The following is a 26,424-nucleotide window of genomic DNA, read 5'->3' on the forward strand; positions in this document are numbered from 1 at the left end:
TAACTTTCAAATTCCATCGATCAAGCAGAAACGGCTGCCCTGTACTTATATAAAAAAGGTGGGGCCGTTTCAGCGAGTATATGTTCATCTGGAATATGACGGATCACTCTGGCGATGAGTTCCTCATACTCTCTGTCATAGGATTGGATTCGCCTGAACCCAATCGCTGGAGCTAGAATTACCGTCCAATGTAGCCCAACTATGAAAACAATTCGCTGTAGAATATATAAACCCATCTCTCTATTCTAGCAAAAATTGAATAAAGGGGTAAGCTCTGCCCAAAACATACACATTCTCAGCTCAAAAAAAATAGCCTGCACACGGTGTGCAGGCTCAAAGGATATATAAAAAAAGGGGGTCATGTGTGTTATTATAAGCCCACTATGTTAAAGGCTTATGTAACTAATATTACAGTAATATTACAAAAATGATAGCGCTTTATAATTGTGTTTTTTAATATATTTATAATTGAAAAACCCTTGCACATTACTCGACTCTGTAGTCAAGCAGTGCAAGGGCCTAGAAGTATCTACACGTTAATTCAACTCTTCCACATAGGCATGGTTGGAACGAAGTTTATGAACAATCTCTTCATAATCCTCATCCCTTACTTTGGCAGACAGAACATAATGCAGATCATCATAATCGGCCGAAGACACATCCGAAGCATTCAGCATGTCTCCATCCTCATTCACTCTATCACGAGTATCCCGTTCTGCATCACGGTCCACATTGGCTACCACAGGGATCACATTTTCGCTGGCTGGAACACCCGGGGCTGCACCTACACCCATTGCTCCGTTGGTACCTACGCCACCTGCTGTATTATAAGGCACCAGTGGCACCATAACACGCGTGTCTCTACCTATCGCACTATCGAGCTGACCTACTTCCAGATGCTCTGTACGGAACGTCTGAAGTGAAGTTCTTGCGCCCTCTGCCTCGTCTTCGGTTCGAAAATACGCCTGAATATGTTTTGTCATGTCAAACCCTCCTTTTTCGGAATGAAATGCAACGTGAAGTTTGTAAACGTCACGACGTAACGTAGTTAAGATACATCCATGTATGTCAGTTGAACTGGGTGAAGTTATATAACTTTTAGCAGTTCACGTACAAACGCTGGCTCATCTTCGGGTGTTCGGGATGTAATATAGTTTCCATCCACAACGGCCTCATGATCCTTGAACTCTGCTCCTGCGTTTACCATGTCATCCTTAAGTGGTGGATAGGATGTAATGGTGCGGCCTTTCAACAGACCGGCACTAGCCAAAATTTGCGGACCATGGCAGATCGCTGCAATTGGTTTCTTCGCACTGTTGATCTCGGTGACAAACTTCAAGATGTGTGCATCCGTTCGCAAATTCTCTGGGGATGATCCACCAGGAATCACGACTGCATCATAATCTGAAGCGGATGCATCACCAATCGCCTTATCTGTGGTATAGGAGGCCTTTCCTCCTTTACCTTTAAGGGTCTCACCGACTTTCAATCCGATAATCTCCACTTCATGTCCAGCTTTTTTTACTTCGTCATACGGGACCTGCATCTCCGAATCTTCAAAGTCATTCGCCAATAAAAAAGCAACTTTACTCATAACGTATGTTCTCCTTTCCGTGTTCGAACTTTCTTTATAAAATCGGGTCTTGCAGTACATTGGCACTTCATTGTGCCTCGTTTTGTTATTACCCTCACCAGAGCAATTTATAACAATTGGGTGTAATTTCATTTTGTGACGAAGTCCTCAAACGAATAGTTAAAAGAATCAACTCACGACAAAAAGTCCTGATTCGGGAAGGAATCAGGACTTTTTAGAATCTGTATAATCCAAATATCGGATATTTATATACCTGTGTAAACATTCAAGATCGCGGAAGATGACTCTTCTTCCCTTTGTCCGAATCCTGAAGTGCCCAGATCGTTGCAACATACTCTGCAGCCGAACGGGCAAGGTGCAATGATTCATACAGGTTGCCAGGGAGTAACAAAGGTTCTGTACGGGTACGTGTTTCTTTCGCAGATTGGCGCATAATTGGATGGGTACTCCTTTGATCATGAAATAGTCATCAACGAATTATCCCTTATTATGGCCTGAACCCTATGAAATTATGCACCTGGTTCCTGACGAACCGGACTTTCAAGTATCAAAGTCACGGGTCCCCAGTTGGTAAATGTTACATCCATCATCGCTCCGAAACGCCCGGTTTCAACCTGAATACCTTTATCCCGTAGTAGTTGATTAAATGTTTCATATAACAGTTCTGCCGCTTCAGGTCGGGCCGCAGCAGCAAAGCTCGGACGCTTTCCTTTGCGACAATCTCCGTACAGGGTGAACTGGGAAACAGACAATACAGCACCGCCTACATCAAGCAGGCTGAGATTCATCTTCTCCTGATCATCCTCAAATATCCGCAACCCACTAACTTTGTCAGCCAGATACTGGGCATCCTTCTCGGTATCCTCATGGGTAATGCCTACGAGCAGCATTAATCCGGATTCGATCTTACCTGTAAGCTCGTCTCCCACGGTCACCTGAGCCTCTTTACAACGTTGTACAAGCACCCTCATCTAACAGGCTCCTTACTGCATAATCCGATGCACCGAATAGACATCTTTCACACGTTTGATCCGTTCTACAACGGATTGCAGATGATCCGTATTACGAATCAGAATTGTGACGTGCACCAATGCTAATTTATTTTTATCTGTCCGTCCTGTAACGGCAGATATATTAGTTTTACTTTCGGATACAGCCTGAAGTACCTCGTTAAGCAAGCCATTCCGATCATGGCCTGTAATCTCAATATCCACACTGTAACTTGCTTCGATATTCTCTTCCCACTCGACCTCAATAACACGTGCTGCTTCTTCACCGTCTGCACTTGTCGGGATATTCGGACAGTCACTACGGTGTACGGAAACGCCGCGTCCGCGTGTAACGTATCCGATAATGTCATCTCCAGGTACAGGATTACAGCATCTTGCGAATCGAACAAGCAGATTATCGATGCCTTTGACACGAATACCGTTGGTTGGTCGATTTCTGCGCTCAGGTGCAGGTTTCAGCTCGCGCATCTCGGAATTTAATTCCAGCAAACTGGACTCTTCCTGCTCTTTACGCAGTTTTTCGGTTGCTTTGGTTACAATCTGTGCAGCAGTAATCCCACCGAATCCAACAGCCGCAAGCATGTCATCAATATCATTAAACGCATATTTTTTGGCAGCTTCCATCAACTTGTCATCCGTCATCCACGCAGAAGGATCAAGCCCCATGCGTTTCAGTTCACGCTCACAGCTCTCCCGACCTTTTTCAACGTTTTCTTCACGGCGTTCCTTCTTGAACCATTGCTTGATCTTCGCTCGTGCATGAGAAGATTTCGCAATTTTCATCCAGTCCTGGCTCGGTCCGTAAGAATGTTTGGACGTCAAAATTTCGATGATGTCACCTGTCTTCAGATGATAATCGAGCGGAACAATCCGACCGTTTACTTTGGCGCCAATGGTACGATTACCAACCTCTGTATGGATTCGATAAGCAAAATCCAAAGGAACAGAGCCGATTGGCAATTCAATGACTTCTCCTTTTGGCGTAAATACAAATACCAGATCCGAGAAGAAATCCATTTTGAGTGACTCTACGAATTCTGATGCATCCTGTGCTTCGTTTTGAAGTTCAAGAATTTCACGGAAGAACGTAATCTTATCTTCAAAATGATTTCCGTTCGCAGCGCCTTCTTTGTAGGCCCAGTGGGCAGCAATACCAAATTCAGCAGTCCGGTGCATATCCCATGTCCGGATCTGTACTTCCGTTGGTTCGCCATTGGGACCAACTACCGTTGTATGCAGCGATTGATACATATTCGCCTTTGGCATCGCAATGTAGTCTTTAAAGCGTCCAGGCATCGGTTTCCATAGCGTGTGTATAATTCCCAGGGTAGCATAACAATCCTTGATATTATCCACAATAATACGAATGGCAAGCAGATCGTAAATTTCGTTAAACTGCTTGTTTTTGGTGGTCATTTTCTTGAACACGCTGTAGATATGTTTCGGGCGGCCCGAAAGGTCTGCCTGAATTCCCATCTCATCGAGCTTGTTCGTAATTCCATCCATAACCGTATCAATATATTGCTCCCGTTCCGCACGTTTTTTGTGCATTAGGTTTGCAATTCGGTAATACTGCTGCGGATTCAAATAACGGAGGGCGATGTCCTCCATTTCCCATTTGATTGCAGAGATACCCAAACGGTTTGCAATCGGACAGAAAATTTCCAGCGTCTCATATGAAATCCGGCGCTGGCTTTCTTCCGACTGAAACTTGAGTGTCCGCATATTATGCAGACGGTCAGCCAATTTAATCACGATGACACGGATGTCCTGCGCCATGGCGATGAACATTTTGCGGTAGTTCTCGTTCTGCTGTTCTTCCTTGGAGCGAAACTGAATACGTTCCAGCTTCGTCAAGCCGTCAACAAGCATGGCACACGTATTGCCGAAATGATTGCGGATCTCTTCAAGTGAGACCGTAGTATCCTCTACTACATCATGAAGAAGCGCTGCTATTATGGAGATGGTGTCCATCTGCATGTTCACAACAATGTCGGCAACCGCAAGCGGATGCAGAATATACGGTTCTCCCGATTTTCGCGTCTGTCCATGGTGGGCCTGATCAGCAAATTCGTAAGCTTCTCGTATGCGCACCAGATCGGGTTCTTTGATATATGCCCCGGCCTTCTCGAGTAATTGCTCTATGCCCATTCTGATCTGTTCCGTGTCCTTTCTATACCAAATGGAACCCGTGACAGTGCTGCAACACAGGTTCCCCGTAAAAGTAATTTCCTATAATTATGACGCTTCACCCGTTTCCCGTCAACTGCTGACGAATAAGAGCGCTTATCCAATTTTTATATTGGTGATCTGAATTACTTCTAACCCGTTTCCCTATGACTCACAGGGGATTGGATGTATTTCTTATTTTCTTATGTATTATTGCCGTTATTTGCTGAAATAGAAGGAAAATTCATGAAATTATAAATTCCATGGCTCTGCTACGTCAAAAATGTTATTGCTTAATTAAGAGAAACTCTGTAATCTATTGAAAGTTTGTGTTTCGGAAAAGGAGATGAAATTCATTGCAACGCGAAATTCAGGTTAATCAAAAGATGCCACTCGGCTCAGGTTCACTGCTTAGCCTTCAGCATTTGTTCGCCATGTTTGGCAGTACGGTGCTTGTACCGAACCTGTTCGGTGTCGACCCTAGTATGATATTGCTGATGAACGGAATTGGAACCCTGCTGTACATACTAATGTGTAAAGGAAAAATCCCCGCCTATTTGGGTTCCAGCTTTGCTTTTATTGCTCCTGTCACGATGATATTAAAAGAACATCCAGAGAACGGTTACTCGATGGCTCTTGGCGCCTTTATCATAACAGGTATTGTTTTCTGTCTGGTAGCTCTCATTGTGAAATATGTCGGAACAGGCTGGATTAACGTGGTATTCCCACCAGCAGTTATGGGTGCCATCGTTGCTTTGATCGGTCTGGAGCTTGTACCTGTTGCAGCTGGTATGGCCGGATTGATTAATTCCGATCCGGTAGCTAATCCCAGCTGGGTTCCTCAGGCGAAACCTATTATACTCTCCATGGCCACGCTCGGGATCACTGTCATTGGTGCCGTAACATTCCGTGGATTCCCCAAAATCATTCATATTCTAATCGGTATCGTAGTGGGTTATATCCTTGGTTATTCTATGGGTCTGGTTGATAAACAGGCTATTGGAAATGCTGATTTCCTCTCACTACCAACCGTAACCACTCCTACATTTGACTGGTCTGTTGTCTTTACCATTTTACCTGTAGCACTCGTGGTTATTGTAGAACATATTGGACATTTGCTTGTAACGAGCAGCATTGTAGGCAAAGATCTCTCGAAAGACCCTGGCCTCCATCGTTCCCTGCTTGGTAACGGCGTATCCACCATACTGTCAGGGTTTGTAGGATCAACCCCGAATACAACCTATGGTGAGAACATCGGTGTTATGGCTCTGACTCGGGTATACTCCACATACGTTATTGGAGGCGCAGCGGTTATTGCAATTGTACTCTCCTTCTCAGGAACATTTTCGGCGCTTGTAGCCAACATCCCTGTACCTGTTATGGGCGGCGTATCCCTTCTTCTGTTCGGGGTAATTGCGGCATCCGGTCTGCGTATTCTGGTTGAACAGAAAGTTGACTTTGCCAAACCAACCAATCTGATTCTCACTACACTTGTACTGGTCATCGGACTGAGTGGTACAGAAGTTATCTTCTACGGCGTTCATCTGAAAGGGATGGCACTCGCAACCATCGTTGGAATCCTGATGAGCTTGTTGTTTAAGCTGTTTGAAGTGCTGGGTTGGTTGAATGAAGACTCCAGAAAACAGCCTATTACTGAAAAAACACCTGATTAATTTCCATCATATACACATCAAAAAGCCTGTTCTTCCAACCGTAAGGTTAGGGAGAACAGGCTTTTTGATAATCATTAATGCTGTATATTATTTCCCGGGAAAAGGGAAAAGCAATTCAGGTTTTAATCACAACACTCCAAGTGGAGATTTTAAACTTAGTAGTTCATCAATGTGAATACATCGATTTTCTCTGGCAATTTAGCACGACCATTCAGATCAGACAGTTCGATCAGGAATGCAGCTCCGGCAACGTTCCCACCCAATTGTTCAATCAAGTTGATGGAAGTTGCAATCGTTCCACCCGTTGCGAGCAGATCATCTGCGATCAGGACATTTTGACCTTTTTCAATCGCATCTGTGTGCATCGCGAGTGTATCCTTGCCATACTCGAGATCATAACCAACTTCAATCGTCTCTCCAGGCAGTTTTCCACTTTTGCGAATCGGAGCAAAACCGACACCAAGAGCATATGCCAGAGGGGCGCCCACAACGAAACCACGTGCTTCAGGTCCAGCAATAACGTCAATTTTGAGATCAGAAACCATCACTTTCAGTTCATTGATCGCATTGCGGTACATTTCTCCATCCTTCAACAATGTTGTAATGTCCTTAAAGCTGATTCCCGGTTGTGGAAAGTCAGGAATGACACGAATATAATCTTTAAAATCCAAAATAATCTCCTCCTAAAATAAATACACAAACTTCCATCTAAGATACGCCCTTCATCCGGGATATCATCCATTGTGTCAGTTGCGGTGTGGCTGCATCCAGCATCACCTGTTCTATCTCAGCCATATTTTCGAGCGCCTGATAGTGACGTGAAGCGGTTAGTTCACGCTTAGGCGGGTTATCCACAAACGCAATTTTGCCGTTATCACGGGTAATGAAGGATAACTCTTCGAATACATCCAACATCATCGTAATCATGCGCGGCGAACAACCACACTGACGACTGAGCACAGGAGTAATCTCTTGTTCCTCCACGGGTTCAGCTTTCCATTTCAACACCTGCATATAAATACGCTTAAAGAGTTCTCTGGAAGGCATCTGAAGGCGATCTCGGCGGTTGCCTGATCCGTGCAGAAGGATGATATTCTCAGCTCCACTGAACAAAGCCAGCATGGCATCAAGTTGTTCCGGGGTTTCCGGCGTATCAAACACAAATAACGTCCGGACTTGTTCCTGTCCATAATGCTGTGCAGCAGCATTACACGGAAATAACCCGACCTTTCTATCATATACCCAAAGGCAAGGTTCATACAATGAATTTCCCTCGGAAACATCTGTTTCTTTCCGAACAATAGCACCAACAGAACCTGATTTATATCGCAGATGCACCTCAAGTGAGCTCAAGAAATGCTTCATTGCATTTAGTGGCTCGGCATTACCGCGTAAATCAAACACTTGGACCTGAGGAACATGAATGTCCTGAAGCATCAATTGAGGTTTTCTCATCCCATTCCATTCATTGATGGACAGTTCCCCCATCACATCAATAACGGAACCCGGGAGAAGAAACTCTGCTAACGCTCCCTTGCCAAAAGCGACGGTTTCCAGTTGCAGACCATCCTGCTCCAGAACCAGTTTCAGATGGCGTTTCTCTCGTCCCATTGTTCTGGTTTCCTTCACAGTCACACTTCTCAATACAAACCGTGGCGAAGGATTGCTCATCCCGAAAGGCTGCAATCTGTCGATCTCCTGGATCACTTTCAGCGGAACATCACTAATTCTGCATTCATCATCCGCAAGACGTTGAGGTACAAAGTCCTCTTCGGTCAACACGGTTGCAGCAAACTCATTCAACCCCACCTCAAGTTCTTCCAGTTGATCCCGATGCAGGGTCATCCCTGCAGCAGCCGGATGTCCTCCGTAATGATCCATGGTGTGTTTGTTGACTGTGAGTGCCTCATAGATATCCAAGCCCTCAATGGAGCGCGCAGAGCCTTTGCAGACTCCACTCTCTGGATCAATCCCAAGAATAAGTGTAGGTCGGTAATAGCGGTCCAGCAATTTGGAAGCCACAATACCAACCACTCCGACATTCCAGCCTTCACCAGCCAATACGATTACATCTGGAACGGATCCAGAACGAAGCTGTATCTTTTGTTCCAACTGTGCCGTTGCTTCTTGTAATATGCCCTCTACGACTTGCTGCCGTTCCCGATTCAATAGATCAAGCTGACCGGCTAGCGTATGAGCTTCATCCAGATTCTCGGTTGTGAGCAGCGACACCGCCCGTCCCGCATGGTCCAAACGTCCACTAGCATTAATACGTGGTGCCATGGCGAAGGCAATATTAATCGAGGTCACCTGACTCTGATCCACACCACTGATTTCCAGCAACGCACTTACACCTGGAAGACGCGAGCCACGCATGGATTCTATTCCATAACTGACGATAACCCGATTTTCACCTTCCAAAGGCATCAGATCGGCAACCGTACCGATAGCGGCAATCTCCATCCATTCACCGGGCACTTCCCCGATCAATGCCTGAGCCAGCTTTAAGGCTACCCCCGCACCTGCCAAACCTTTAAAAGGATACGGACATCCCGGAAGTTTCGGATTAATAAGTGTATAAGCTTCCGGTAAAATTTCAGGTGGTTCGTGGTGGTCTGTCACAATGACCTCGATGCCCAGCGTTGCCGCATAGGCAATCTGTTCAACAGCACTGATTCCGGTATCCACGGTAATAATCAATGAAACGCCCTGTTGATGGGCCCAATCCAACGCATGGTTGTGCAATCCATACCCTTCATTCGAGCGATGAGGGATATATATATCATACGAGGCCCCAAGATGACGCATCAGGTGGATCATCAGCGATGTACTGGATACGCCGTCAGCGTCATAGTCCCCATAGATTAAAATATGTTCTTCCCGCTCCAAAGCCAGTTTAATTCGAGGGACAGCTTCATTCATGCCGAGTAGCAGATACGGATCATGCATCTGATTCAGATCAGGATGCAAAAAACGTTCGGCCTCCTTCTCATTGTGCACTCCTCGACTCACAAGCAAACGTCCAACAAGGGGTGAAACGGAAAGCGCCTGCGAGAGTCCCGCAGCCGCCTCCAGATCGATATTCGGTGTATTCCACCGGTATTGCGAATAAAGCAATGATAACGCTCCTTTCCTGATCTACTGGACCCGCGCTTCACTACTGAATTAATGTCGCTTCGTGATCGGGCAGTTCATGATTGGATTTATAAGGATAGCCTGGATCATAAGGTATCGCTTGAATCTGTACTTCTTTCACATGACTGAAACGGGTTAGCAGTAGAGTCTTGGCCCGATTAGCAATCTCCTGTGCTTCCAGTATTGAGATTCTCGGATTCACACTAATGACCAGCTCAATCGTAACGTCATGTTCCTGTTCACGTGCAACCAAATGCTCAATGGTAATGATGCCATATACCCGCTGTACGGTCTCTTTGAAATCTGACGCTTCTTCCTGCTCCAGCTCCTGAACGAGTGAACCATAGACTGTGTCCACAATCATTCGGTAACCCTTGTGAAGCACAAAACAGGAAGCAATCAACGCAGCCGTGGGGTCCAGGTAGAGCAGCATGCTCAAACCCGTCTCTTCACCAGCCATCGATCCTATAATGCCGATTAACACGGTGAGCGAACAATAGAGTGCACGGCGATGTTGCTGTGCATAGGCCAGCGCCTGAGACTGGTTTCGTTTACGGAAATATCTGTACTGAAATTGAAAAATCGCTTCTTTCACAGCCAGAGCTGCAACAGCCACCAAAAGTACCGACTTGCCGGGTGCTTCCGGTTCACTTCCGGAGAGACTCCCCAATGCGGAGATGGCAAGCTGTAAGCCGCCCATAAGGATCAGCACAGATAACAATACTGAAATTCCCGGTCTAGCAACACGTGAGTGTTCTTTAAAGCGTTCCCTGCGTGCCTTGCTCTTATGGCGTACAGACTTGGAGGGAAAGAGACCAGCCAGGGCAGAACCAGCTTCAGAAGCAGAATACAAGCCGTCTGCGAGCAACGATTTGCTATTTGCCATGTAACCGACCCCAGCCTTGATCACCGCAAGTCCCATATTACCAGCAATACCGCTCCATGTGGCAGCTTGAGCAGATGGGATATGTTCTCTGGTCATGAATATTCCCCCTTAATTCTGTACATAAAGTTGCAAAACCGCGCCTGGCAGACGCGGCTTCACAATACGATGTTTAGTTAGATTCTTTAGCTACTGTTTTTGGCTTATCCACTTGTTTACCTTTGAGCGTGAACCATAATGGAGCGGCGATATAGATTGAAGAATAGGCACCAAAGAATGTTCCGATCACCATCGCCAGAGAGAACATACGAATAGACTCTCCGCCAAAAATAAACAAACAGAGTGAAGCAATAAATACAGTAAATGTTGTATTCAGCGAGCGCGTCATCGTTTGGGCTAAACTCCGGTTGACCACTTCACGTAGATCAGCTTTCGTTGATTTTTTGGCGAAACGCAGATTCTCCCGAATCCGGTCAAAGATAACGATGGTATCGTTGATCGAGAATCCGACAATGGTTAGTACAGCCGTAATAAAGGTCAGATTCACTTCAAGACGGAATATAGAAAATACACTTATAACTACGAAAGCATCATGGAATATGGAAACAACCGCTGCCAAAGCGAATCGCCATTCGAATCGAATCGCAACATAGATCATGATTCCGATACTAGCAATCAGTACCGCATAGATCGCATTACGCTCAAGCTCTTTGGCCATCTCTGGATCAACGGTATTCACTTCATAGGAAGCCGTCTCATCCAGTTTGCTAAATTCTTGCTTGAATTTGCTTTCTTGGTTTTCATCCAGTACGTTCGAGAATCGAACATTAACCCGATCAGATCCAGTCGTGATCTGGACTTCCTTTGTGTCAACACCCAGTTCATTCACGATTGGATTGATTTGCTCCGCTGTGATGGCTTTGGATACGGTGATATCCACATTTGATCCTGAACGGAAATCAACGGCGTAGTTCAATCCAAGTGAGAGCAAACTGATAATCCCTACTACAGTCAAAATGATCGAGAATGTATAGGCAATTTTACTTCCTTTAATATAATCAAAATTCCAATTAAAGCGCACGAATTTCACTCTCCTTCACTCCGAAGTACTTAGGCTTCTTCAACACGTTAGCCCGTACGAGCAGGGTCAACAGGAAGCGGGAGAAGAAAATATTCGTGATAATGCTGGTGACAATATCAAAAATCAGCACGAGTGCAAACCCTTTAACCGCACCTGTACCTAGGAAGAACATAACAGCGGCTGCAATAATGGTTGTGACATTGGAGTCAATGATTGTACGGAAGGAATGTTTACCACCCGCTTTAACCGATGACAAGATCGACTTACCACTGCGCATCTCTTCCTTAATCCGTTCGTACGTGATGATATTGGCATCCACCGCCATCCCTATACCCAGGATAAACGCCGCAATACCTGGAAGGGTAAGCACGAATTCTCCCATATAGAAGATTGCAAGTACCAGCCACGTATGTGTAATCAAGGCAAAACTCGCGATAATACCAGGAATGCGATAAAGCCCAATCATGAACACTAGAATAATAACGGAACCAATCAATCCCGCTTTAATGGTCTGATCCAGAGAAAGCTTACCAAGTGTTGCACCAACACTTTGTGAATACTTCTCTGTAAGTTTCAGTGGCAATGCACCCAGGTTAATGGTGTCACGAAGCTGGTTTGCTTCGTCACGTGTGTAAGCACCCGAAATCTGAGCGGAACCATCTGTCAACTGTTGTCTAACGGTTGGAGCAGAGAGCAGCTCATCGTCCAAATAAATGGCGAGAGGTTGTCCGATCAAACGTTTGGTGATCTCGGAAAACTTAGCTTTGTCTTTCACTTGAATGTCAATCATAGGCTCATTCAATTGAGTGAACACAACTTTGGCTGCATTCTCAACAAATTCATTTCCGCGAAGCTCAATTTTGGTGTATTCGCCTTCCTTGTCGTTCTCAGCTTTACTACGGAAGGTCAGAACAGCCGGTTCTTTCATTTTGGCTCTAACTTCAGCCTCATCCGTAACCCCTGCCAACTTCAATCGAATCCGGTTGCTTCCTTCAGTGGTTACCTCCGGTTCGCTTGTTCCGAGCGCATTGGCGCGGCTTTCAAGGCTTTTGGCCGTTTGCACCAAAGATGCTTTGGTGACTTGTTGACCTGCTTCGAGCGGCTCTGCTTCATATAAGATCTCGTAGCCTCCCTTTAAATCAAGGCCCAAGCGTATATTTTTGAGCAGTTCCGGGCTTGTTCCCACCATTACCCCTGTGGTGACAAGCACGACCAGAATGAAACTGATAATTCTTTTCATGCCGTTCCTAGATCCCCTTTCGTTCTCAATATTCCTATTATAGCGATGCCGTAAAAAGCAGTCAATTTTCAACAAAAAAGATCCCTTTCGTCTAGAAAGAGGACCCCCGGTATGCAGACACGGTCATAAAGTTCATAAAGCTTGTTGCTTTCAGTGACAAAATGTCGTTCACCAGCTGGTGAAGCGGTGGAATGCCCTGTTTTTCATATTTATGACTGACGCAATTCCAGACATCTTTGCTGGTGACATATTCGTAACCGACAAGCCTTAATTCCTCCGCTTTGCTACGGCAGAGCATCTCTATTGACTGTTCCAACTCCACATCATTCATTTCTTCCAACGGGGAGCCTCCCTTCGTACATCCAAGCCTTTATGCGGCATCAATATTACATGATTCGACTTCGCCTGATCATATTCCTTCTTGCTGATTATGGTTCTTTTTGTTAATCGTGTCCAAGTTGTCATGAGAAGATAAAGGACTGGCATAGGATGAAGAACAACGGCTTTGTCCCGTTTATGTTGATAGCCTGTACTTTCAACCGGGAAAGAGGGGTAGTCTTGAAGAAACAGACATTTATCCAGGGGGCCATGATCCTGCTCGCGGCAGGCATAATTAATCGAATACTTGGTTTCATTCCGCGCATTGCGCTGCCACGAGTCATTGGTGCAGAAGGTGTTGGCATCTACCAATTGAGCTATCCCTTTTTTATTGTACTGGTGACATTAATTACGGGTGGCATTCCGCTCGCCGTAGCCAAGCTCGTAGCCGAAGCTGATACCGGTGCCAATCGTTATTCCCCTCAGCGAATCCTGCAAGTAAGCTTAAGCTTTACGTTGACTCTGGGTGTTGTATTCATGTTTTTGTGCATCCTGTTTGCACCCTGGGTTACCAAGTACGTGCTCACAGATGAGCGGGTGTACCATACGTTCGTTAGTATGAGCCCCATGATTGCTATTATCGCCGTATCTGCTGTCTACAGAGGGTATTTCCAAGGTAAGCAAAACATGATGCCTACTGCCATTTCATCCATTGTTGAAACCATCATTCGTATCGTCTGTGTCATTTGGTTTGCCTGGCTTCTCCTCCCCCACGGTATTGCCCAAGCTGCTGCTGGTGCCATGCTGGGCGCACTCGTTGGAGAATTCGGCGGTATGCTTGTACTCTTGTGGAAGTATAACAGGCAGAAGAAAGAGTTACCGCTCGCCAAACATCAGAACATGCCCAATCTCACAACCAAACCTTTAAACCCAATACCTTCAGTTCTGAAAGAAACGGGTACTCCACAGCCCGGATTAATCCGGCGTTTGCTTGCAATCTCTATTCCTGTTACAGCAGGCCGATTGGTTGGCTCCTTATCCTATCTTGCCGAAACTATTGTTACTGCCCAGAGTCTGGCTCTGGCAGGCATATCCAAGGGACTTGCTACAGCACAATATGGTGCATTACAAGGTATGATTATTCCTTTGCTGCTGCTGCCGGGGGCACTAACCTCATCGCTCGCGACATCACTTGTGCCTTCACTGTCCGAAGCTTCTGCTCAGGGAGATCGCGCTCTGATTCACAAAAGAATGCATCAGGCCTTACGCTTGGCACTTGTGACAGGTGCTCCGTTTTCCGTGTTTATGTATGTGCTTGCCGAACCGATGTGTCTTGTTCTGTATAATGATGCATCGATCGGAAGCATGCTGAAGCTAATGGCTCCTTTTGCGTTGTTCATTTATATTCAAGCTCCTCTTCAAGCTGCGTTACAAGCTCTTGACCGTCCAGGTAAAGCACTGCTGAATACGTTTATCGGTGCGGTTATCAAAATCACCTTAATTTTAACACTCGCTTCCCGGCCCGAGTATGGCATCTTCGGTGCGGTTATTGCTATCTGTGTAAATTCTACTGTGGTTACCCTACTACATGCCCAAAGCGTACGTAAACTGCTACAATTCCGCTTTAAGATCATGGATTGGGTCAAGACGGTTGCCGGAATGTTTATCATGGGAGCAGCGACCCTGCTGGTATACGAAGAGACGGTCATGATACTGCCTTTTTGGGTCAGGATGCTTCTTGCTCCTTTTGTAGGGCTTATCGTTTATTTCATCGTCATGGGCTGGACGAAAATGATTGACTTTCATGATCTGTCCCGTGCTCCTTTTATTGGTTCATGGTTCAAACGTCGTTCAGGCAAATGATATTCATTCATTTTTTATCATCTTTTGGACTTACATACACTTTGCCATTGTGATCGATGGAGCATATAAATACATCTTTGAAATCCAAAATGCCATTATGCTGGATCTGATTTTTTAGCCAAAATCTCGTTTTCTGGATGAGCTCCAGATTCTGATCCTGGACTTTACCATCCATTATCAGAGGCAACGGCAGACCTTCATATTTGATATTTGGAAATCCATCGATTTGGTTTTTTCCTGTTTTGGATTTGCTGGAAGAAGACCCTTCTGAGTCAGAATCAGTAGAACTGTTACTGCTGCCATTAGAAGCATTTTGATCTTTAGGAAAAACGGTCAGCTTACCTGTGGTCTCCAATATTGCGAAATCAACCTCACCAATACTATCTACATTTTGTTCTCGGAGCTGTAATAACAGATCATCCAGGTTATATCGCTGTTTGCGCATCTCATCCCGATGAAGAACTCCTTTGGAGATCAATACGGTAGGTTTGCCATCAATCATCAAACGGAGTCTCCGACTCTTCAAACCGACAAAGGCCATTCCGATTTGCACGATGATAACCGTCAACATAGGTGCAATGCCATGAGACAATGGTTTATCTATATCTTCAATCACAAAGGCAGCCATCTCAGCGAGCATAATTGAGACGACCAGATCAAACATGGATAACTTACCTATCTCGCGTTTGCCCATAACCCGGATAGCACAATACACAAGGAAGTACATGAGAATGGTTCGAAAGATATGTGATCCGACATCTGGGAAGTTCACAACAGGGGTCCTCCTTCGAAACTGAGTTTTTTACAGTTAGCTGTAGTGCAATCCCTATTTTGACCTGAACCTTATATGCTCATGCAGAAATAATCCGTTCATTTAATGGAAATTCAGTTCATAAGTCCAAAGGCTTGACCATACACTGTATTAACTTATAACTTGTACAAGGGGGTTGCTTCATGCAATTGATCCGCCGCTTGGTTTCGTTTCGAGTGTCCAATCCGATTCTGTCAGGCCTCTGTCAGGCTTTTGTATGGATGTTTATCGGGGCATTAATACTCTCTTTGTTTCTCTGGATGAGCGGAATGCGGGAACAGGACCTCTCACTCTATACCTATGTTGTTCATGGCTTGTCATTATTGGTTGGTGGTTTTGTGGCAGGCAAACGTTCTGGTGAAAAAGGATGGTACTACGGAGGCATTACCGGAATTGTATATGGACTCCTTGTGCTATTGATCGGATTTCTCGCGCTGGATGCTTCGTTTAATTGGAAGGATAGTTTACAACTGCTTAGCGCATTCTTCATTTCAGCTCTCGGTGGCATGTTCGGTGTTAATACGCATCGCTCCTAGCTGACTGGTAAAGAACATCGACCTTCCCTCATAAATCAAAAAAGAGAACCGGGTCTCCAAGGAGGTCCGGTTCTCTACTAGGGAATGCGCCACAAACGCACCCTCGTTATTCTATGTTACAGTAACTATTCAACAGCCGTGTCACGAGCTACAGCCGTGCTGATTGCATTACGGTCAAACGTAAGCTTAGTTACATCGTTTACACGCAATACAACCACATCGTCCGTAATCTCAGCGATCGTACCGTGAAGGCCACCAATCGTTACAATTTTATCGCCTTTTTTCAATTGGCTCAGCATGGAATTCCGTTGCTTTTGCTTTTTGTTCTGTGGACGAATCATCAAGAAGTAGAAAATTGCAACCATGAGTACCAAAGGTACGATCAAAGATACAATTCCGCCGCCCGCTTGTGCTCCTGCTAGAGTCATTCCCTGAAACATTCAAAACTCCCCCTTATCGACTATACATACAGATATTACTTGTTACGCCAGTTCCCTTAAACCTCAATCAGAAACCTTTGTCATTGTCATGAAGACCATATTGATCGAAAAATTCATCCCGGAAATCAAGCAAACGATCTTCCATAATGGCTTTACGTACATTACGCATCAAATTCTGCAAGAAATGAAGATTATGGATCGTTGTCAAACGCAGGCCAAATGTTTCATCTGCTTTGATCAAATGACGCAGATAAGCTCTGGAATAGTTGCGACAAGTGTAGCAATCACATTCAGGATCTAATGGTCCAAAATCGGTTGCAAACTTGGCATTACGAATTACCAGACGTCCTTGGCTGGTCATCGTTGTTCCGTTACGGGCAATCCGAGTAGGCAGAACACAATCGAACATGTCCACTCCACGAATAGATCCCTCAATCAACGCATCGGGCGAACCTACCCCCATCAAATAACGTGGTTTATTGGACGGCAACAAAGGTAACGTATAATCCAATACACCATACATCAAATGTTTCGGTTCTCCAACACTCAGTCCACCAATAGCATACCCCGGGAAATCCATGGAAGTCAAATCTGCAGCGCTCTGACGGCGAAGATCTTCATGCATGCCTCCCTGTACGATGGCAAACAGACCTTGGTCATGCGGACGAGCGTGACTTTCGAGACAACGTTCTGCCCAGCGGCTTGTTCTTTCGAGTGATTTTTTTACATATTCATATTCAGCCGGATACGGTGGGCATTCATCAAAAGCCATCATAATATCGGAGCCAAGTGCATTCTGGATTTCCATCGCCACTTCAGGAGAAAGGAACTTCTTGTCTCCATTCAGATGAGAACGGAAGTTAACGCCTTCTTCCGTAATTTTGCGCATCTCGCTGAGAGAAAACACTTGGAATCCGCCGCTGTCCGTCAGAATAGGACGGTCCCAGTTCATGAATTTGTGCAGTCCGCCAGCTTCACGGATGATTTCATGTCCTGGTCTCAGAAACAGATGATAGGTATTACTCAAAATAATCTGAGCATCCATTTCTTTCAACTCTTCAGGGCTCATTGTTTTGACAGTCGCCTGTGTACCTACAGGCATAAAGGTTGGTGTCTCAATAACACCGTGAGGTGTATGTACACGTCCCAGACGTGCACCGGATTGTTTGCAAGTTTTGATATGTTCATACGTAATTGCTGCCATTGGTTTTAATCATCCTCTAAAAGTTAATCGTTATACCGTTATACTAATATATCAACATGGCATCGCCGAAGCTGAAGAACCGGTATTTCTCTTGGATGGCTTCCTCATATGCCTGCATAATATGTTCCCTGCCTGCTAGCGCACTAACCAACATAACCAACGTGGATTTCGGGAGATGAAAATTTGTAAGCATCCCATCGATCACTTTGAAGGAATAGCCCGGATAGATAAAAATGCTGGTCCATCCGCTGCTCGCTTGCAGTATGCCATTTTCAAATTTGCTGCCTACCGTTTCCAAAGTCCGGCAGCTCGTTGTCCCAACCGCAAAAACACGGTGTCCATTCTCTTTGGTCTGGTTAATCAGATCTGCCGTTTCTTGTGACAAAGAGTAATACTCCTCATGCATGACATGATCTTCAACAACGTCAACCGACATCGGTCTGAATGTTCCCAGTCCTACATGAAGCGTAATGAAGGCCACATTAACACCTTTCGCACGAATCTGATCCAACAACTCATCCGTAAAATGTAATCCTGCTGTAGGTGCAGCCGCCGATCCTTCATGCTTGGCATACACGGTCTGATACCGTTCGCGGTCATCCAATGTCTCCTTGATATAAGGTGGCAACGGCATCTCACCCAGACGATCCAGAATCTCTTGGAAGATTCCATCATACGTAAACGTAAGTGTACGTGCCCCCATCTCGCCCTCTTCTTCAATGATTGCCTTGAGTTCCTCACCAAATACGATGACTGAACCGGCTTTCAGCTTTTTACCCGGCTTAACCAGTGCTTCCCACTTGTCACCTTCCACATTTTTGAGCAATAACACTTCCGCTTTTGCTCCGGTATCTTCTTTTGTACCGAATAGACGGGCTGGTAGAACACGTGTATCATTCAGAATCAATGTATCGCCGGGATTCAGAAAATCGATGATATCAGGAAACGTTTGATGATTAATCTCACCGCTATCTTTGTTCAAGGTAAGCAAACGGGATGCCGCGCGATCAAGCAACGGCGTCTGTGCTATCAACTGCTCTGGTAATTCAAAATCATATAAGTTCACATTCATTTAGTTTCATTCCTTAACAATAGTCGCATTTTGATAATAGTGTTTCAATATTGCCTGGTAATCATACCCTTCATCTGCCATGCCTTTGGCTCCCCATTGGGACAAGCCCAATCCGTGGCCATTGCCCTGACCGATGAACATGAAGGTCTGACCCTGCGTTACCGCTCTCGCTTGACCATCACCACTCATAACTACAAGTGCATTACCGGATGATGTTCCTGCGCCAGAAGAAGACAATATAGAGGCACCATTTGAGCCGGTTTTACTGGCTGTTTTGCCGTCAGCGCCTAATACAGTATAACTTCCGGTCCCTGCAATATCAAATAAAGTACTCGGTAATCCACCGAGCGCAGAGCGGTATGTATCGGCATATTTCACCGTCATAGCCTGTCCATTGGCAGTGACTTCAAGTGCTCTTCCGGAAGGTCCACGCTTGGTTACTTCCAAGGTTGAGATTGAAGCAGGAACAGATGCTGTTGTTTTGCCCTGAAGGGATTTAACCAACTGGGCAGACGTGAAAGGTCCTCTCACCCAGGCATAATCGTTGGATTGAGCCACTTTTGCCAACACAACAGCTTCGTTCCCTGGATTCATTTTGGCTACAGGTTCCACGGTGGATTGAATTAACGGAACGGAACGCACATTGGTATTCTGAGCCGTTACCGTCACTTTTGCCAGTCCCGCATTGGTCTTGGTCGTTAATTCTTTGATGTTGTCCTCACGAATGTACCCGCTAACGCCTGAACTGAGCAGCACATGGTACCACATATGTAATCCTGCCTGGGCTGATGCATCACCCGAGCTAACTACATTGGTGAAAACACCTGCTCCACCGTTCCATACCTCAGAAGGATGAGCCGTCTGGCCACCCGCATTGGAGGAGAACACAGCTTCGATGATTTTACCACCGCTCTTGACCACTTCTCCAGTAGTTGCATCCACTGCGCTGGTTACTTTATCGTTCTCCGAACCAATCCCGTTATAGGCTTGGCTGAGCGTTGTATCCACGACATTGGCAATTTTGAAACGTTCACCCTGTTGAAGCGCGTAGGATCGAGCCGCTACAGCTTGAACTTTCAGAGCCTCAGCAGGCCAGGAGGAATACACCTCTGCCCCAACGACAGAGTACAGATATTGCTCCAGTGGAACGACATTGACCAACGCCAGATCACCACTTACGATGCTGATTTCCATATCTCCACGATACGTTCGCTGGGAACGTTCCACTACTTTGATGCCATTGTCATTCCCTTGTACCAATGCTTTGGATTCAGTACCTGCAATGGTGTAATGCGGAGCTGTTTTCAGTGCATCCGTACTTAATCCAGCATCCTGACGGATGATGAGCCCTGCACTATTGTTGACAGGTGAAAGGCTTACCCCTGGAGCTTTGGCTTCCACACTGTTCTTCAATGCGGTTAATTCCGCATCCGTTGAAGCTTCACCCACCCATACCGCATAGGCTTGGCTTCCTCCACTCAGTTGAAGGACTGGATAGACACTACTAACCCCCGCTGATAAAAGGTTGGCTTGTGCTGCCTCTGCTTCCTGAATCGAACCATAGGTTCCAGCAGACAGGCGTTTACTTCCCGTTACAGTTGGCTTTTGACCAGCCAATTGAGCTGCTGCTACCTTTTGTACTCGTGTAACAGCTTGTCCTGCCAGTGCCTCCGTTGCATAGTTGCCTGTGTAGAGCTGGTAAATGGCATTTCCATTCACAGACGTTGTGAACAGCAACGGTTTATCTGCGGTTGCCTGCAACAATTTTGCTGCTGCAGATGCTGCCTTAAAGTCCGCTGTTTCCAACACCTTTACTCGGAATCCATCTGCACTGAAACGGACCTGTCCTGCCGGAAGGTTTACATATGCGCCGCTCTCCGATTGGATGCTCCATTGTCCTGTCGATTCAAGCGTGATGAGTGGTGTAGTTGATTTATACGTACTGCCCAGATTCGCAAACATGGCTACACGGATCGTCTGTCCATCATTTCCTGCTGCATATGCAGGCACTTGAAGACAACCTACTGTCAAAAGAGCTGCCGCCAGTACCTTCAATCGACGACTCCACTTCTTCGTTCGTATTGCTTTTCCCACAATCAGACTCCTCTCCATGCATTTCTTCCACTTTATATCGGGTTAACAAGTGATTATTTCAATGTTTATGATGAATGTTCAACAGATTCGACTATTTACCGTCTCTTGGTGGAACAGGTAGACCCAAATGATGATAGGCGAGATCTGTTACGATCCTGCCCCTTGGTGTACGCTGAATCATACCAATCTGAAGCAGATACGGTTCATAGACATCCTCTATCGTCTGACTTTCTTCACCAATCGTAGCAGCAATGGTATCCAGCCCTACCGGGCCTCCCCGGAAGCTGTTGATCATCGATTTGAGCATTTTGTGATCAATCTCATCCAGGCCACGCGGATCAATCTGGAGACGTTGCAGCGCTTCTTCTGCCAGTGTCTGCGTTATAATTCCATCACCACGCACCTGTGCAAAGTCACGTACTCGTTTTAACAAACGGTTCGCAATCCTCGGTGTCCCACGTGAGCGCAATGCAATCTCTTGCGCAGCATCTCCCACAATCTCCACACCCAAAATTTCGGTAGAGCGTGAGACGATATAAGCCAGCTCATCAACCGTATAGAATTCCAATCGACTGATAACACCAAATCGGTCTCGAAGTGGAGCAGACAGCAAGCCAGCACGCGTTGTAGCCCCAATCAGAGTGAATGAGGGCAGATCCAGCCGAACGGAACGTGCACTTGGACCTTTACCAATCATAATATCCAATGCCGAATCCTCCATAGCCGGGTACATGACTTCTTCAACCGTACGATGCAAACGATGAATCTCATCAATAAACAAGACATCACCTTCCTGCAGATTGGTTAACAATGCTGCAAGATCACCCGGGCGTTCAATAGCCGGGCCTGACGTGGTTCGTAAATTAACACCCAATTCGTTGGCAATAATATTGGCAAGTGTTGTTTTACCAAGTCCAGGTGGTCCATATAACAAAACGTGATCCAATGCCTCATTACGAAATTTGGCAGCTTCAATATATATCTTTAAATTTTCCTTCACCTGATTCTGCCCGATATACTCATTCAGATACCGGGGACGAAGACTCAACTCAACATTTTGGTCCTCCATCATCAGGTTCGCGGAAATAATCCGATCATCCATGTTCATCCCTACCTTTTTTTGCAGGCTACAGCTATATTATAATATGCAATTTGGATTATCCCGTAAACAGCATTTGCAGCGCCTTTTTCATCAACACATCAACGGAATCTGCTGTAGTAACATCCTTTTTCAATTTGAGCCACACTTTATCAAGCTCACTGTCAGTATACCCAAGTGCCTTGAGACCTTCACGTGCCTCATCCCAGGCTGAACCACTTCCCGACTCTTCCGATGGAGGAGCGAACAAACCTGTTGCATACGCTGCCGCGCCAAAACTATCCAGCTTATCCTTAAGATCCAGAATCATGCGTTGTGCAGTCTTTTTGCCGATGCCTGGCAATTTGGTTAAGAACGTCAGATTCTCCTGGTAAATCGCTGTAACCACATGTTCTGGTGTACCTCCAGCGAGTATGCCCAGAGCTACTTTTGGACCGATACCAGATACTTCAATCAGTTTACGGAACAACCGCTGCTCATCCCGTGTAACAAATCCAAACAGCAGCATCGCATCCTCACGCACATGATGGTGAGTGTACACGGTAATTTCACCTTCTTGCTTCGCAAACGCAAATGGATTTGGACAGAATACGCGATAACCTACACCATGAACATCCAGCACAATATAATCATTCTCTACATGAATGAACTGTCCTCTTAGAAAATCAATCATTTTCGCAATACCTCATTCAACTTGGAATTTAATGTATAAGAGTGTGCGTGGCACACGGCTACAGCCAATGCATCCGCTACGTCATCCGGCTTAGGAACGACCTGAAGACGCAAGAACATTTTGACCATCTCCTGTACTTGCTTCTTCTCTGCTTTACCGTACCCCACAACAGCCTGCTTGATCTGCATTGGCGTATACTCTGCAATAGGCAAACCCTTCTGTGCGGCAGCGAGTACCATGACCCCTCTGGCCTGACTGACAGACATCGCTGTTGTAACGTTCCGATTGAAAAAAAGTTTCTCCAGCGCTACTGCGTCCGGTTTGTACTTATCAATCAATTGCACCATACCTTCATATACGTGAAGCAACCGTTCCTCTTCAGGGGTATGAGCTTCCGTCTGAATACATCCATATTGTACGGGTACCACCTTACTGCCGATTTTATCCACAAAACCAAAACCAACAATCGCTATCCCCGGGTCAATTCCCAAAAAACGCAAAACCATCTCTCCCTCACAAAAGCGAACATATGTATCGTTCATTTCATTATAACAAAAGATAGACCCTGCGGCAGGAAAAACTTTGTCTAACTAACTACTCGTCTTTATTCGCGGATTTTTTACATGTTTATACGTATTTTCATGTATTTCAGTTCAAACGACAAAAAGGACATCTCTTTGATGTCCTTCACCACATTCCACGTATTTTGGATTCTATCGCTTGGTTACGTAAACCACGAATGTTATTGCTATTGCCACCATCGTTTCAGTAATTCCCAATCTTAATACTGTAGGTGAGGGCGTTTGGATTACCCGCCATTGCGGATTAAATGATGGTCTTCATCCACGGCATAGTCACTGAACGTAGAGATCACGCTATCATACTCATCCTTGTCTTGAATCCGAATACCCTGCTGAAGTTGCTCCAGCACCCCATCAGGCAAAGAACTCTCCAACGTCCCAACATCCAACTGAAAGAACGTACGAATAACCTTCTCTTCTGCAGGTTTGCCCTCGTACAAATTAAGGTTCCCTACAGCATCAATGCTGATATAAGCCTGTTGTTTACATAGCGGTGAAAGGTCATCTACACGTTGCTTCAAATGCAACTCATCTGATGTTCCAACGGTAGCATCCCATTCCGGATGTTGAGCCAGCAGCATTTTCAACTGCGGTCTAGCCATCTTGCCTAACTGTTCTGTCTCCACTCCGCAGATGTACTGTGTCTCCAAAACCACACTCGTTAAATGATCCGGATCAGAATCAAGTTGCTCTACTAACGCCTGAATCTCCTGTTCTGATCTTGTTTCCTGCGTAACAGGGCCCATCACACTGGTTGCCTCACTAAAATTAGTTGTCAATAAACGCTCTATGGCCGATGAGATAGACAACCCACTGTAAGCCAATATCGTAACTGCAAGTAAAGCCGCCGTCATCCATACTGTTCGTTTCCACCGTCGCCAGCGTCTCTTGAATTGTTTTCTGAAGTTAAACGTGTTCACATGAACCCCTTCTATCACTTTTTAAACCTATTGTGACCTAAAGAACGAGGCTTTATGCACAACTAACTTGTCGTCTGAAGAAGGATCACGCATGTGATAGCTTAGAGAATTTGTCATAGTGAATACCGGAACCTGCATTTATAGAATCTTATATATAGATAAATAAAAAAACACTATCTAATTATAGATAATGTTTTTAGAGATCGGGATGACACGATTTGAACATGCGACCCCCTGGTCCCAAACCAGGTGCTCTACCAAGCTGAGCTACATCCCGTTATATATACCGGCGAGAGGACTCGAACCTCCACGGTTTCCCACTCGATTTTGAGTCGAGCGCGTCTGCCATTCCGCCACGCCGGCAAATTTAAAGTTATAATGGCGCGCCCTGAGAGATTCGAACTCCCGGCCTTTTGATTCGTAGTCAAACGCTCTATCCAGCTGAGCTAAGGGCGCAAAATATTGGAGCGGAAGACGGGAATCGAACCCGCGACCCTCGCCTTGGCAAGGCGATGCTCTACCGCTGAGCCACTTCCGCAAATAAAGGATGCGCGTGGAGGGACTTGAACCCCCACGTCAAAGACGCTAGATCCTAAGTCTAGTGCGTCTGCCAATTCCGCCACACGCGCATATAATGGTGAGTCATGAAGGGCTCGAACCTTCGACACCCTGATTAAAAGTCAGGTGCTCTACCAACTGAGCTAATGACTCATAGAAAACTGGTGGAGGATGATGGATTCGAACCACCGAACCCGTACGGGAGCAGATTTACAGTCTGATGCGTTTGGCCGCTTCGCTAATCCTCCAGGATTACATGGTGCCGGCGAGAGGACTTGAACCCCCAACCTACTGATTACAAGTCAGTTGCTCTACCAGTTGAGCTACACCGGCGTATTACATAGTGTTATAAATGGTGGCTCGGGACGGAATCGAACCGCCGACACGAGGATTTTCAGTCCTCTGCTCTACCGACTGAGCTACCGAGCCTTACTACATTAAAAAAATGGCGGAACCGACGGGATTCGAACCCGCGATCTCCTGCGTGACAGGCAGGCATGTTAGGCCAACTACACCACGGTTCCAGATCACTTTCTCAAAGGAAAGTATAATTGCGGGGGCAGGATTTGAACCTGCGGCCTTCGGGTTATGAGCCCGACGAGCTACCGGGCTGCTCCACCCCGCGTCGTTATAAAGTTTATATGGTGGAGGCTGAGGGGATCGAACCCCCGACCCTCTGCTTGTAAGGCAGATGCTCTCCCAGCTGAGCTAAGCCTCCATATTATGACCCGTAGGGGATTCGAACCCCTGTTACCTCCGTGAAAGGGAGGTGTCTTAACCCCTTGACCAACGGGCCTTACTGGCTCCCCGAACAGGGCTCGAACCTGTGACAACTCGATTAACAGTCGAGTGCTCTACCAACTGAGCTATCAGGGAATGGTGGAGCCAAGCGGGATCGAACCGCTGACCTCCTGCTTGCAAGGCAGGCGCTCTCCCAGCTGAGCTATGGCCCCATACTCTGGTGTATTTCTTGTTGTGGTCTTGCTATGGGCCCTGGTGGACTCGAACCACCGGCCTCACCCTTATCAGAGGTGCGCTCTAACCAACTGAGCTAAGGGCCCTTATCAATTTTCGAAAAAAAATACCCCAATGGGGTTTCGCTTGGCGGCGTCCTACTCTCCCAGGACCCTGCGGTCCAAGTACCATCGGCGCTAGAGGGCTTAACGGTCGTGTTCGGGATGGGTACGTGTGGAACCCCTCCGCCATCGCCACCAAACGCGTAGCTTACATTTCAGAGTGTTGTTCTCTGAAAACTAGATTCGAAACGAAACATGCGATTTAGAACTTGCTATTGGATAAGCCCTCGACCGATTAGTACTGGTCAGCTCCATGCATTGCTGCACTTCCACCCCCAGCCTATCTACCTCGTCGTCTTCAAGGGGTCTTACATACTGGGAAATCTCATCTTGAGGGGGGCTTCACGCTTAGATGCTTTCAGCGTTTATCCCGTCCGTACATAGCTACCCAGCG

23 protein-coding genes, 16 tRNA genes and 2 rRNA genes are annotated in these 26,424 nt (G+C 46.1%); 3 read left to right on the plus strand and 38 right to left on the minus strand.

The genetic code is table 11. From position 1 onward, the window contains the following. Positions 1 to 536: 536 nt before the first annotated feature. The 5 genes from ACE04G_RS02185 to ACE04G_RS02205 all read right to left on the minus strand — a co-directional run bounded on the left by ACE04G_RS02185 (position 537) and on the right by ACE04G_RS02205 (position 4,755). The gene (locus ACE04G_RS02185) at positions 537 to 983 is read right to left on the minus strand and encodes a hypothetical protein (RefSeq protein WP_221824758.1); all 447 of its coding nucleotides are present in this window, start codon (positions 981 to 983) and stop codon (positions 537 to 539) included. Positions 984 to 1,087: 104 nt separating this feature from the next. Next, the gene (locus ACE04G_RS02190) at positions 1,088 to 1,594 is read right to left on the minus strand and encodes a type 1 glutamine amidotransferase domain-containing protein (RefSeq protein WP_221824759.1); all 507 of its coding nucleotides are present in this window, start codon (positions 1,592 to 1,594) and stop codon (positions 1,088 to 1,090) included. Positions 1,595 to 1,859: 265 nt separating this feature from the next. Further along, positions 1,860 to 2,027: a hypothetical protein gene (locus tag ACE04G_RS02195; RefSeq protein ID WP_221824760.1), complete on the minus strand. Its 168-nt coding sequence runs from the start codon at positions 2,025 to 2,027 to the stop codon at positions 1,860 to 1,862. A gap of 76 nt (positions 2,028 to 2,103) precedes the next feature. Next, positions 2,104 to 2,565, minus strand: coding sequence for a D-aminoacyl-tRNA deacylase (dtd, locus tag ACE04G_RS02200; protein WP_221824761.1), 462 nt, complete (start codon positions 2,563 to 2,565; stop codon positions 2,104 to 2,106). Positions 2,566 to 2,577: 12 nt separating this feature from the next. Continuing rightward, positions 2,578 to 4,755 (minus strand): RelA/SpoT family protein, encoded by a 2,178-nt coding sequence (locus tag ACE04G_RS02205; RefSeq protein WP_036616894.1) that lies wholly within the window; start codon positions 4,753 to 4,755, stop codon positions 2,578 to 2,580. Between the two features lie 374 nt (positions 4,756 to 5,129). Here ACE04G_RS02205 and uraA point away from each other — a divergent pair, with 374 nt between their 5' ends. After that, a complete protein-coding gene (gene uraA / locus ACE04G_RS02210) occupies positions 5,130 to 6,446 on the plus strand; it encodes a uracil permease (RefSeq protein ID WP_405130699.1) in 1,317 nt (438 codons plus the stop codon). 155 nt (positions 6,447 to 6,601) lie between these two features. Here the strand turns inward: uraA and ACE04G_RS02215 are convergent, their stop codons facing one another. The 6 genes from ACE04G_RS02215 to ACE04G_RS02240 form a co-directional block, all read right to left on the minus strand. Further along, the gene (locus ACE04G_RS02215; RefSeq protein ID WP_405130701.1) at positions 6,602 to 7,117 is read right to left on the minus strand and encodes an adenine phosphoribosyltransferase; all 516 of its coding nucleotides are present in this window, start codon (positions 7,115 to 7,117) and stop codon (positions 6,602 to 6,604) included. 37 nt (positions 7,118 to 7,154) lie between these two features. Further along, entirely contained in the window at positions 7,155 to 9,563 is a 2,409-nt protein-coding gene (gene recJ, locus ACE04G_RS02220; protein ID WP_221824763.1) for a single-stranded-DNA-specific exonuclease RecJ, read from the minus strand. 40 nt (positions 9,564 to 9,603) lie between these two features. Further along, a complete protein-coding gene (locus tag ACE04G_RS02225; RefSeq protein ID WP_145150218.1) occupies positions 9,604 to 10,563 on the minus strand; it encodes a cation diffusion facilitator family transporter in 960 nt (319 codons plus the stop codon). Positions 10,564 to 10,636: 73 nt separating this feature from the next. Further along, entirely contained in the window at positions 10,637 to 11,545 is a 909-nt protein-coding gene (secF, locus tag ACE04G_RS02230; RefSeq protein WP_221824764.1) for a protein translocase subunit SecF, read from the minus strand. Next, on the minus strand, positions 11,535 to 12,785 hold the full coding sequence (gene secD / locus ACE04G_RS02235; RefSeq protein WP_405130702.1) for a protein translocase subunit SecD: 1,251 nt from the start codon (positions 12,783 to 12,785) through the stop codon (positions 11,535 to 11,537). Before secD ends, secF begins: the two co-directional genes overlap by 11 nt. 91 nt (positions 12,786 to 12,876) lie before the next feature. Continuing rightward, entirely contained in the window at positions 12,877 to 13,116 is a 240-nt protein-coding gene (locus ACE04G_RS02240; RefSeq protein WP_036617497.1) for a post-transcriptional regulator, read from the minus strand. Between the two features lie 227 nt (positions 13,117 to 13,343). Here ACE04G_RS02240 and spoVB point away from each other — a divergent pair, with 227 nt between their 5' ends. Further along, positions 13,344 to 14,966 carry a stage V sporulation protein B gene (spoVB, locus tag ACE04G_RS02245; protein WP_405130703.1) on the plus strand — a complete coding sequence of 541 codons (1,623 nt, stop codon included), beginning with the start codon at positions 13,344 to 13,346 and terminating at the stop codon, positions 14,964 to 14,966. Positions 14,967 to 14,973: 7 nt separating this feature from the next. Here spoVB and ACE04G_RS02250 read toward each other — a convergent pair whose 3' ends face one another. Next, on the minus strand, positions 14,974 to 15,693 hold the full coding sequence (locus ACE04G_RS02250; RefSeq protein WP_221824799.1) for a YetF domain-containing protein: 720 nt from the start codon (positions 15,691 to 15,693) through the stop codon (positions 14,974 to 14,976). A 227-nt stretch (positions 15,694 to 15,920) separates the two neighbouring features. Here ACE04G_RS02250 and ACE04G_RS02255 point away from each other — a divergent pair, with 227 nt between their 5' ends. Then, positions 15,921 to 16,313: a TIGR04086 family membrane protein gene (locus ACE04G_RS02255; RefSeq protein ID WP_017686772.1), complete on the plus strand. Its 393-nt coding sequence runs from the start codon at positions 15,921 to 15,923 to the stop codon at positions 16,311 to 16,313. A gap of 125 nt (positions 16,314 to 16,438) precedes the next feature. Here ACE04G_RS02255 and yajC read toward each other — a convergent pair whose 3' ends face one another. From yajC to ACE04G_RS02385, 26 genes are all read right to left on the minus strand, one after another. Then, entirely contained in the window at positions 16,439 to 16,753 is a 315-nt protein-coding gene (gene yajC / locus ACE04G_RS02260) for a preprotein translocase subunit YajC (RefSeq protein ID WP_145324035.1), read from the minus strand. Between the two features lie 67 nt (positions 16,754 to 16,820). Next, positions 16,821 to 17,957 carry a tRNA guanosine(34) transglycosylase Tgt gene (gene tgt, locus ACE04G_RS02265; RefSeq protein ID WP_076212514.1) on the minus strand — a complete coding sequence of 379 codons (1,137 nt, stop codon included), beginning with the start codon at positions 17,955 to 17,957 and terminating at the stop codon, positions 16,821 to 16,823. A gap of 43 nt (positions 17,958 to 18,000) precedes the next feature. Next, positions 18,001 to 19,029, minus strand: coding sequence for a tRNA preQ1(34) S-adenosylmethionine ribosyltransferase-isomerase QueA (queA, locus tag ACE04G_RS02270; RefSeq protein ID WP_221824766.1), 1,029 nt, complete (start codon positions 19,027 to 19,029; stop codon positions 18,001 to 18,003). A 6-nt stretch (positions 19,030 to 19,035) separates the two neighbouring features. Continuing rightward, positions 19,036 to 21,123 carry a SpoIID/LytB domain-containing protein gene (locus ACE04G_RS02275; protein WP_221824767.1) on the minus strand — a complete coding sequence of 696 codons (2,088 nt, stop codon included), beginning with the start codon at positions 21,121 to 21,123 and terminating at the stop codon, positions 19,036 to 19,038. A gap of 91 nt (positions 21,124 to 21,214) precedes the next feature. Beyond that, the gene (gene ruvB, locus ACE04G_RS02280; protein ID WP_221824768.1) at positions 21,215 to 22,225 is read right to left on the minus strand and encodes a Holliday junction branch migration DNA helicase RuvB; all 1,011 of its coding nucleotides are present in this window, start codon (positions 22,223 to 22,225) and stop codon (positions 21,215 to 21,217) included. A 55-nt stretch (positions 22,226 to 22,280) separates the two neighbouring features. Beyond that, positions 22,281 to 22,895, minus strand: coding sequence for a Holliday junction branch migration protein RuvA (gene ruvA, locus ACE04G_RS02285; protein ID WP_036616866.1), 615 nt, complete (start codon positions 22,893 to 22,895; stop codon positions 22,281 to 22,283). Beyond that, the gene (gene ruvC / locus ACE04G_RS02290; RefSeq protein WP_017686765.1) at positions 22,892 to 23,395 is read right to left on the minus strand and encodes a crossover junction endodeoxyribonuclease RuvC; all 504 of its coding nucleotides are present in this window, start codon (positions 23,393 to 23,395) and stop codon (positions 22,892 to 22,894) included. Before ruvC ends, ruvA begins: the two co-directional genes overlap by 4 nt. Positions 23,396 to 23,703: 308 nt before the next feature. Further along, positions 23,704 to 24,396, minus strand: coding sequence for a BofC C-terminal domain-containing protein (locus ACE04G_RS02295; protein WP_449003410.1), 693 nt, complete (start codon positions 24,394 to 24,396; stop codon positions 23,704 to 23,706). Positions 24,397 to 24,599: 203 nt separating this feature from the next. Further along, positions 24,600 to 24,673: transfer RNA gene (locus ACE04G_RS02300), tRNA-Pro, on the minus strand. 7 nt (positions 24,674 to 24,680) lie between these two features. Then, a tRNA-Leu gene (locus ACE04G_RS02305) sits at positions 24,681 to 24,759 on the minus strand. 16 nt (positions 24,760 to 24,775) lie between these two features. After that, positions 24,776 to 24,852: transfer RNA gene (locus ACE04G_RS02310), tRNA-Arg, on the minus strand. 7 nt (positions 24,853 to 24,859) lie between these two features. Continuing rightward, positions 24,860 to 24,934: transfer RNA gene (locus tag ACE04G_RS02315), tRNA-Gly, on the minus strand. 10 nt (positions 24,935 to 24,944) lie between these two features. After that, a tRNA-Leu gene (locus ACE04G_RS02320) sits at positions 24,945 to 25,025 on the minus strand. A 6-nt stretch (positions 25,026 to 25,031) separates the two neighbouring features. After that, a tRNA-Lys gene (locus tag ACE04G_RS02325) sits at positions 25,032 to 25,107 on the minus strand. Between the two features lie 9 nt (positions 25,108 to 25,116). Next, positions 25,117 to 25,202: transfer RNA gene (locus ACE04G_RS02330), tRNA-Tyr, on the minus strand. Between the two features lie 9 nt (positions 25,203 to 25,211). Then, positions 25,212 to 25,287, minus strand: a tRNA-Thr gene (locus ACE04G_RS02335). 20 nt (positions 25,288 to 25,307) lie between these two features. After that, positions 25,308 to 25,383: transfer RNA gene (locus tag ACE04G_RS02340), tRNA-Phe, on the minus strand. 17 nt (positions 25,384 to 25,400) lie between these two features. Then, positions 25,401 to 25,478 (minus strand) — tRNA-Asp (locus ACE04G_RS02345). Between the two features lie 27 nt (positions 25,479 to 25,505). Further along, positions 25,506 to 25,579: transfer RNA gene (locus ACE04G_RS02350), tRNA-Met, on the minus strand. Positions 25,580 to 25,596: 17 nt separating this feature from the next. Next, positions 25,597 to 25,672, minus strand: a tRNA-Val gene (locus ACE04G_RS02355). A 6-nt stretch (positions 25,673 to 25,678) separates the two neighbouring features. Further along, positions 25,679 to 25,750: transfer RNA gene (locus tag ACE04G_RS02360), tRNA-Glu, on the minus strand. Positions 25,751 to 25,754: 4 nt separating this feature from the next. Further along, positions 25,755 to 25,830 (minus strand) — tRNA-Asn (locus ACE04G_RS02365). A 1-nt stretch (position 25,831) separates the two neighbouring features. Next, positions 25,832 to 25,907 (minus strand) — tRNA-Ala (locus ACE04G_RS02370). Between the two features lie 34 nt (positions 25,908 to 25,941). After that, a tRNA-Ile gene (locus ACE04G_RS02375) sits at positions 25,942 to 26,015 on the minus strand. A 38-nt stretch (positions 26,016 to 26,053) separates the two neighbouring features. Further along, a 5S ribosomal RNA gene (rrf, locus tag ACE04G_RS02380) occupies positions 26,054 to 26,170 on the minus strand. 75 nt (positions 26,171 to 26,245) lie between these two features. After that, positions 26,246 to 26,424 (minus strand): 23S ribosomal RNA (locus ACE04G_RS02385); the annotation flags it as partial.

It is taken from the genome of Paenibacillus sp. AGC31, assembly GCF_057334655.1.

Coding starts and splice junctions, on each gene's coding strand:
- ACE04G_RS02185 (WP_221824758.1), bottom strand. CDS start 983: ATGACAAAACATATTCAGGCGTATTTTCGAACCGAAGACGAGGCAGAG.
- ACE04G_RS02190 (WP_221824759.1), bottom strand. CDS start 1,594: ATGAGTAAAGTTGCTTTTTTATTGGCGAATGACTTTGAAGATTCGGAG.
- ACE04G_RS02195 (WP_221824760.1), bottom strand. CDS start 2,027: ATGCGCCAATCTGCGAAAGAAACACGTACCCGTACAGAACCTTTGTTA.
- dtd (WP_221824761.1), bottom strand. CDS start 2,565: ATGAGGGTGCTTGTACAACGTTGTAAAGAGGCTCAGGTGACCGTGGGA.
- ACE04G_RS02205 (WP_036616894.1), bottom strand. CDS start 4,755: ATGGGCATAGAGCAATTACTCGAGAAGGCCGGGGCATATATCAAAGAA.
- ACE04G_RS02225 (WP_145150218.1), bottom strand. CDS start 10,563: ATGACCAGAGAACATATCCCATCTGCTCAAGCTGCCACATGGAGCGGT.
- secD (WP_405130702.1), bottom strand. CDS start 12,785: ATGAAAAGAATTATCAGTTTCATTCTGGTCGTGCTTGTCACCACAGGG.
- ACE04G_RS02240 (WP_036617497.1), bottom strand. CDS start 13,116: ATGAATGATGTGGAGTTGGAACAGTCAATAGAGATGCTCTGCCGTAGC.
- ACE04G_RS02250 (WP_221824799.1), bottom strand. CDS start 15,693: ATGTACTTCCTTGTGTATTGTGCTATCCGGGTTATGGGCAAACGCGAG.
- ACE04G_RS02255 (WP_017686772.1), top strand. CDS start 15,921: ATGCAATTGATCCGCCGCTTGGTTTCGTTTCGAGTGTCCAATCCGATT.
- yajC (WP_145324035.1), bottom strand. CDS start 16,753: ATGTTTCAGGGAATGACTCTAGCAGGAGCACAAGCGGGCGGCGGAATT.
- tgt (WP_076212514.1), bottom strand. CDS start 17,957: ATGGCAGCAATTACGTATGAACATATCAAAACTTGCAAACAATCCGGT.
- queA (WP_221824766.1), bottom strand. CDS start 19,029: ATGAATGTGAACTTATATGATTTTGAATTACCAGAGCAGTTGATAGCA.
- ruvB (WP_221824768.1), bottom strand. CDS start 22,225: ATGGATGATCGGATTATTTCCGCGAACCTGATGATGGAGGACCAAAAT.
- ruvA (WP_036616866.1), bottom strand. CDS start 22,895: ATGATTGATTTTCTAAGAGGACAGTTCATTCATGTAGAGAATGATTAT.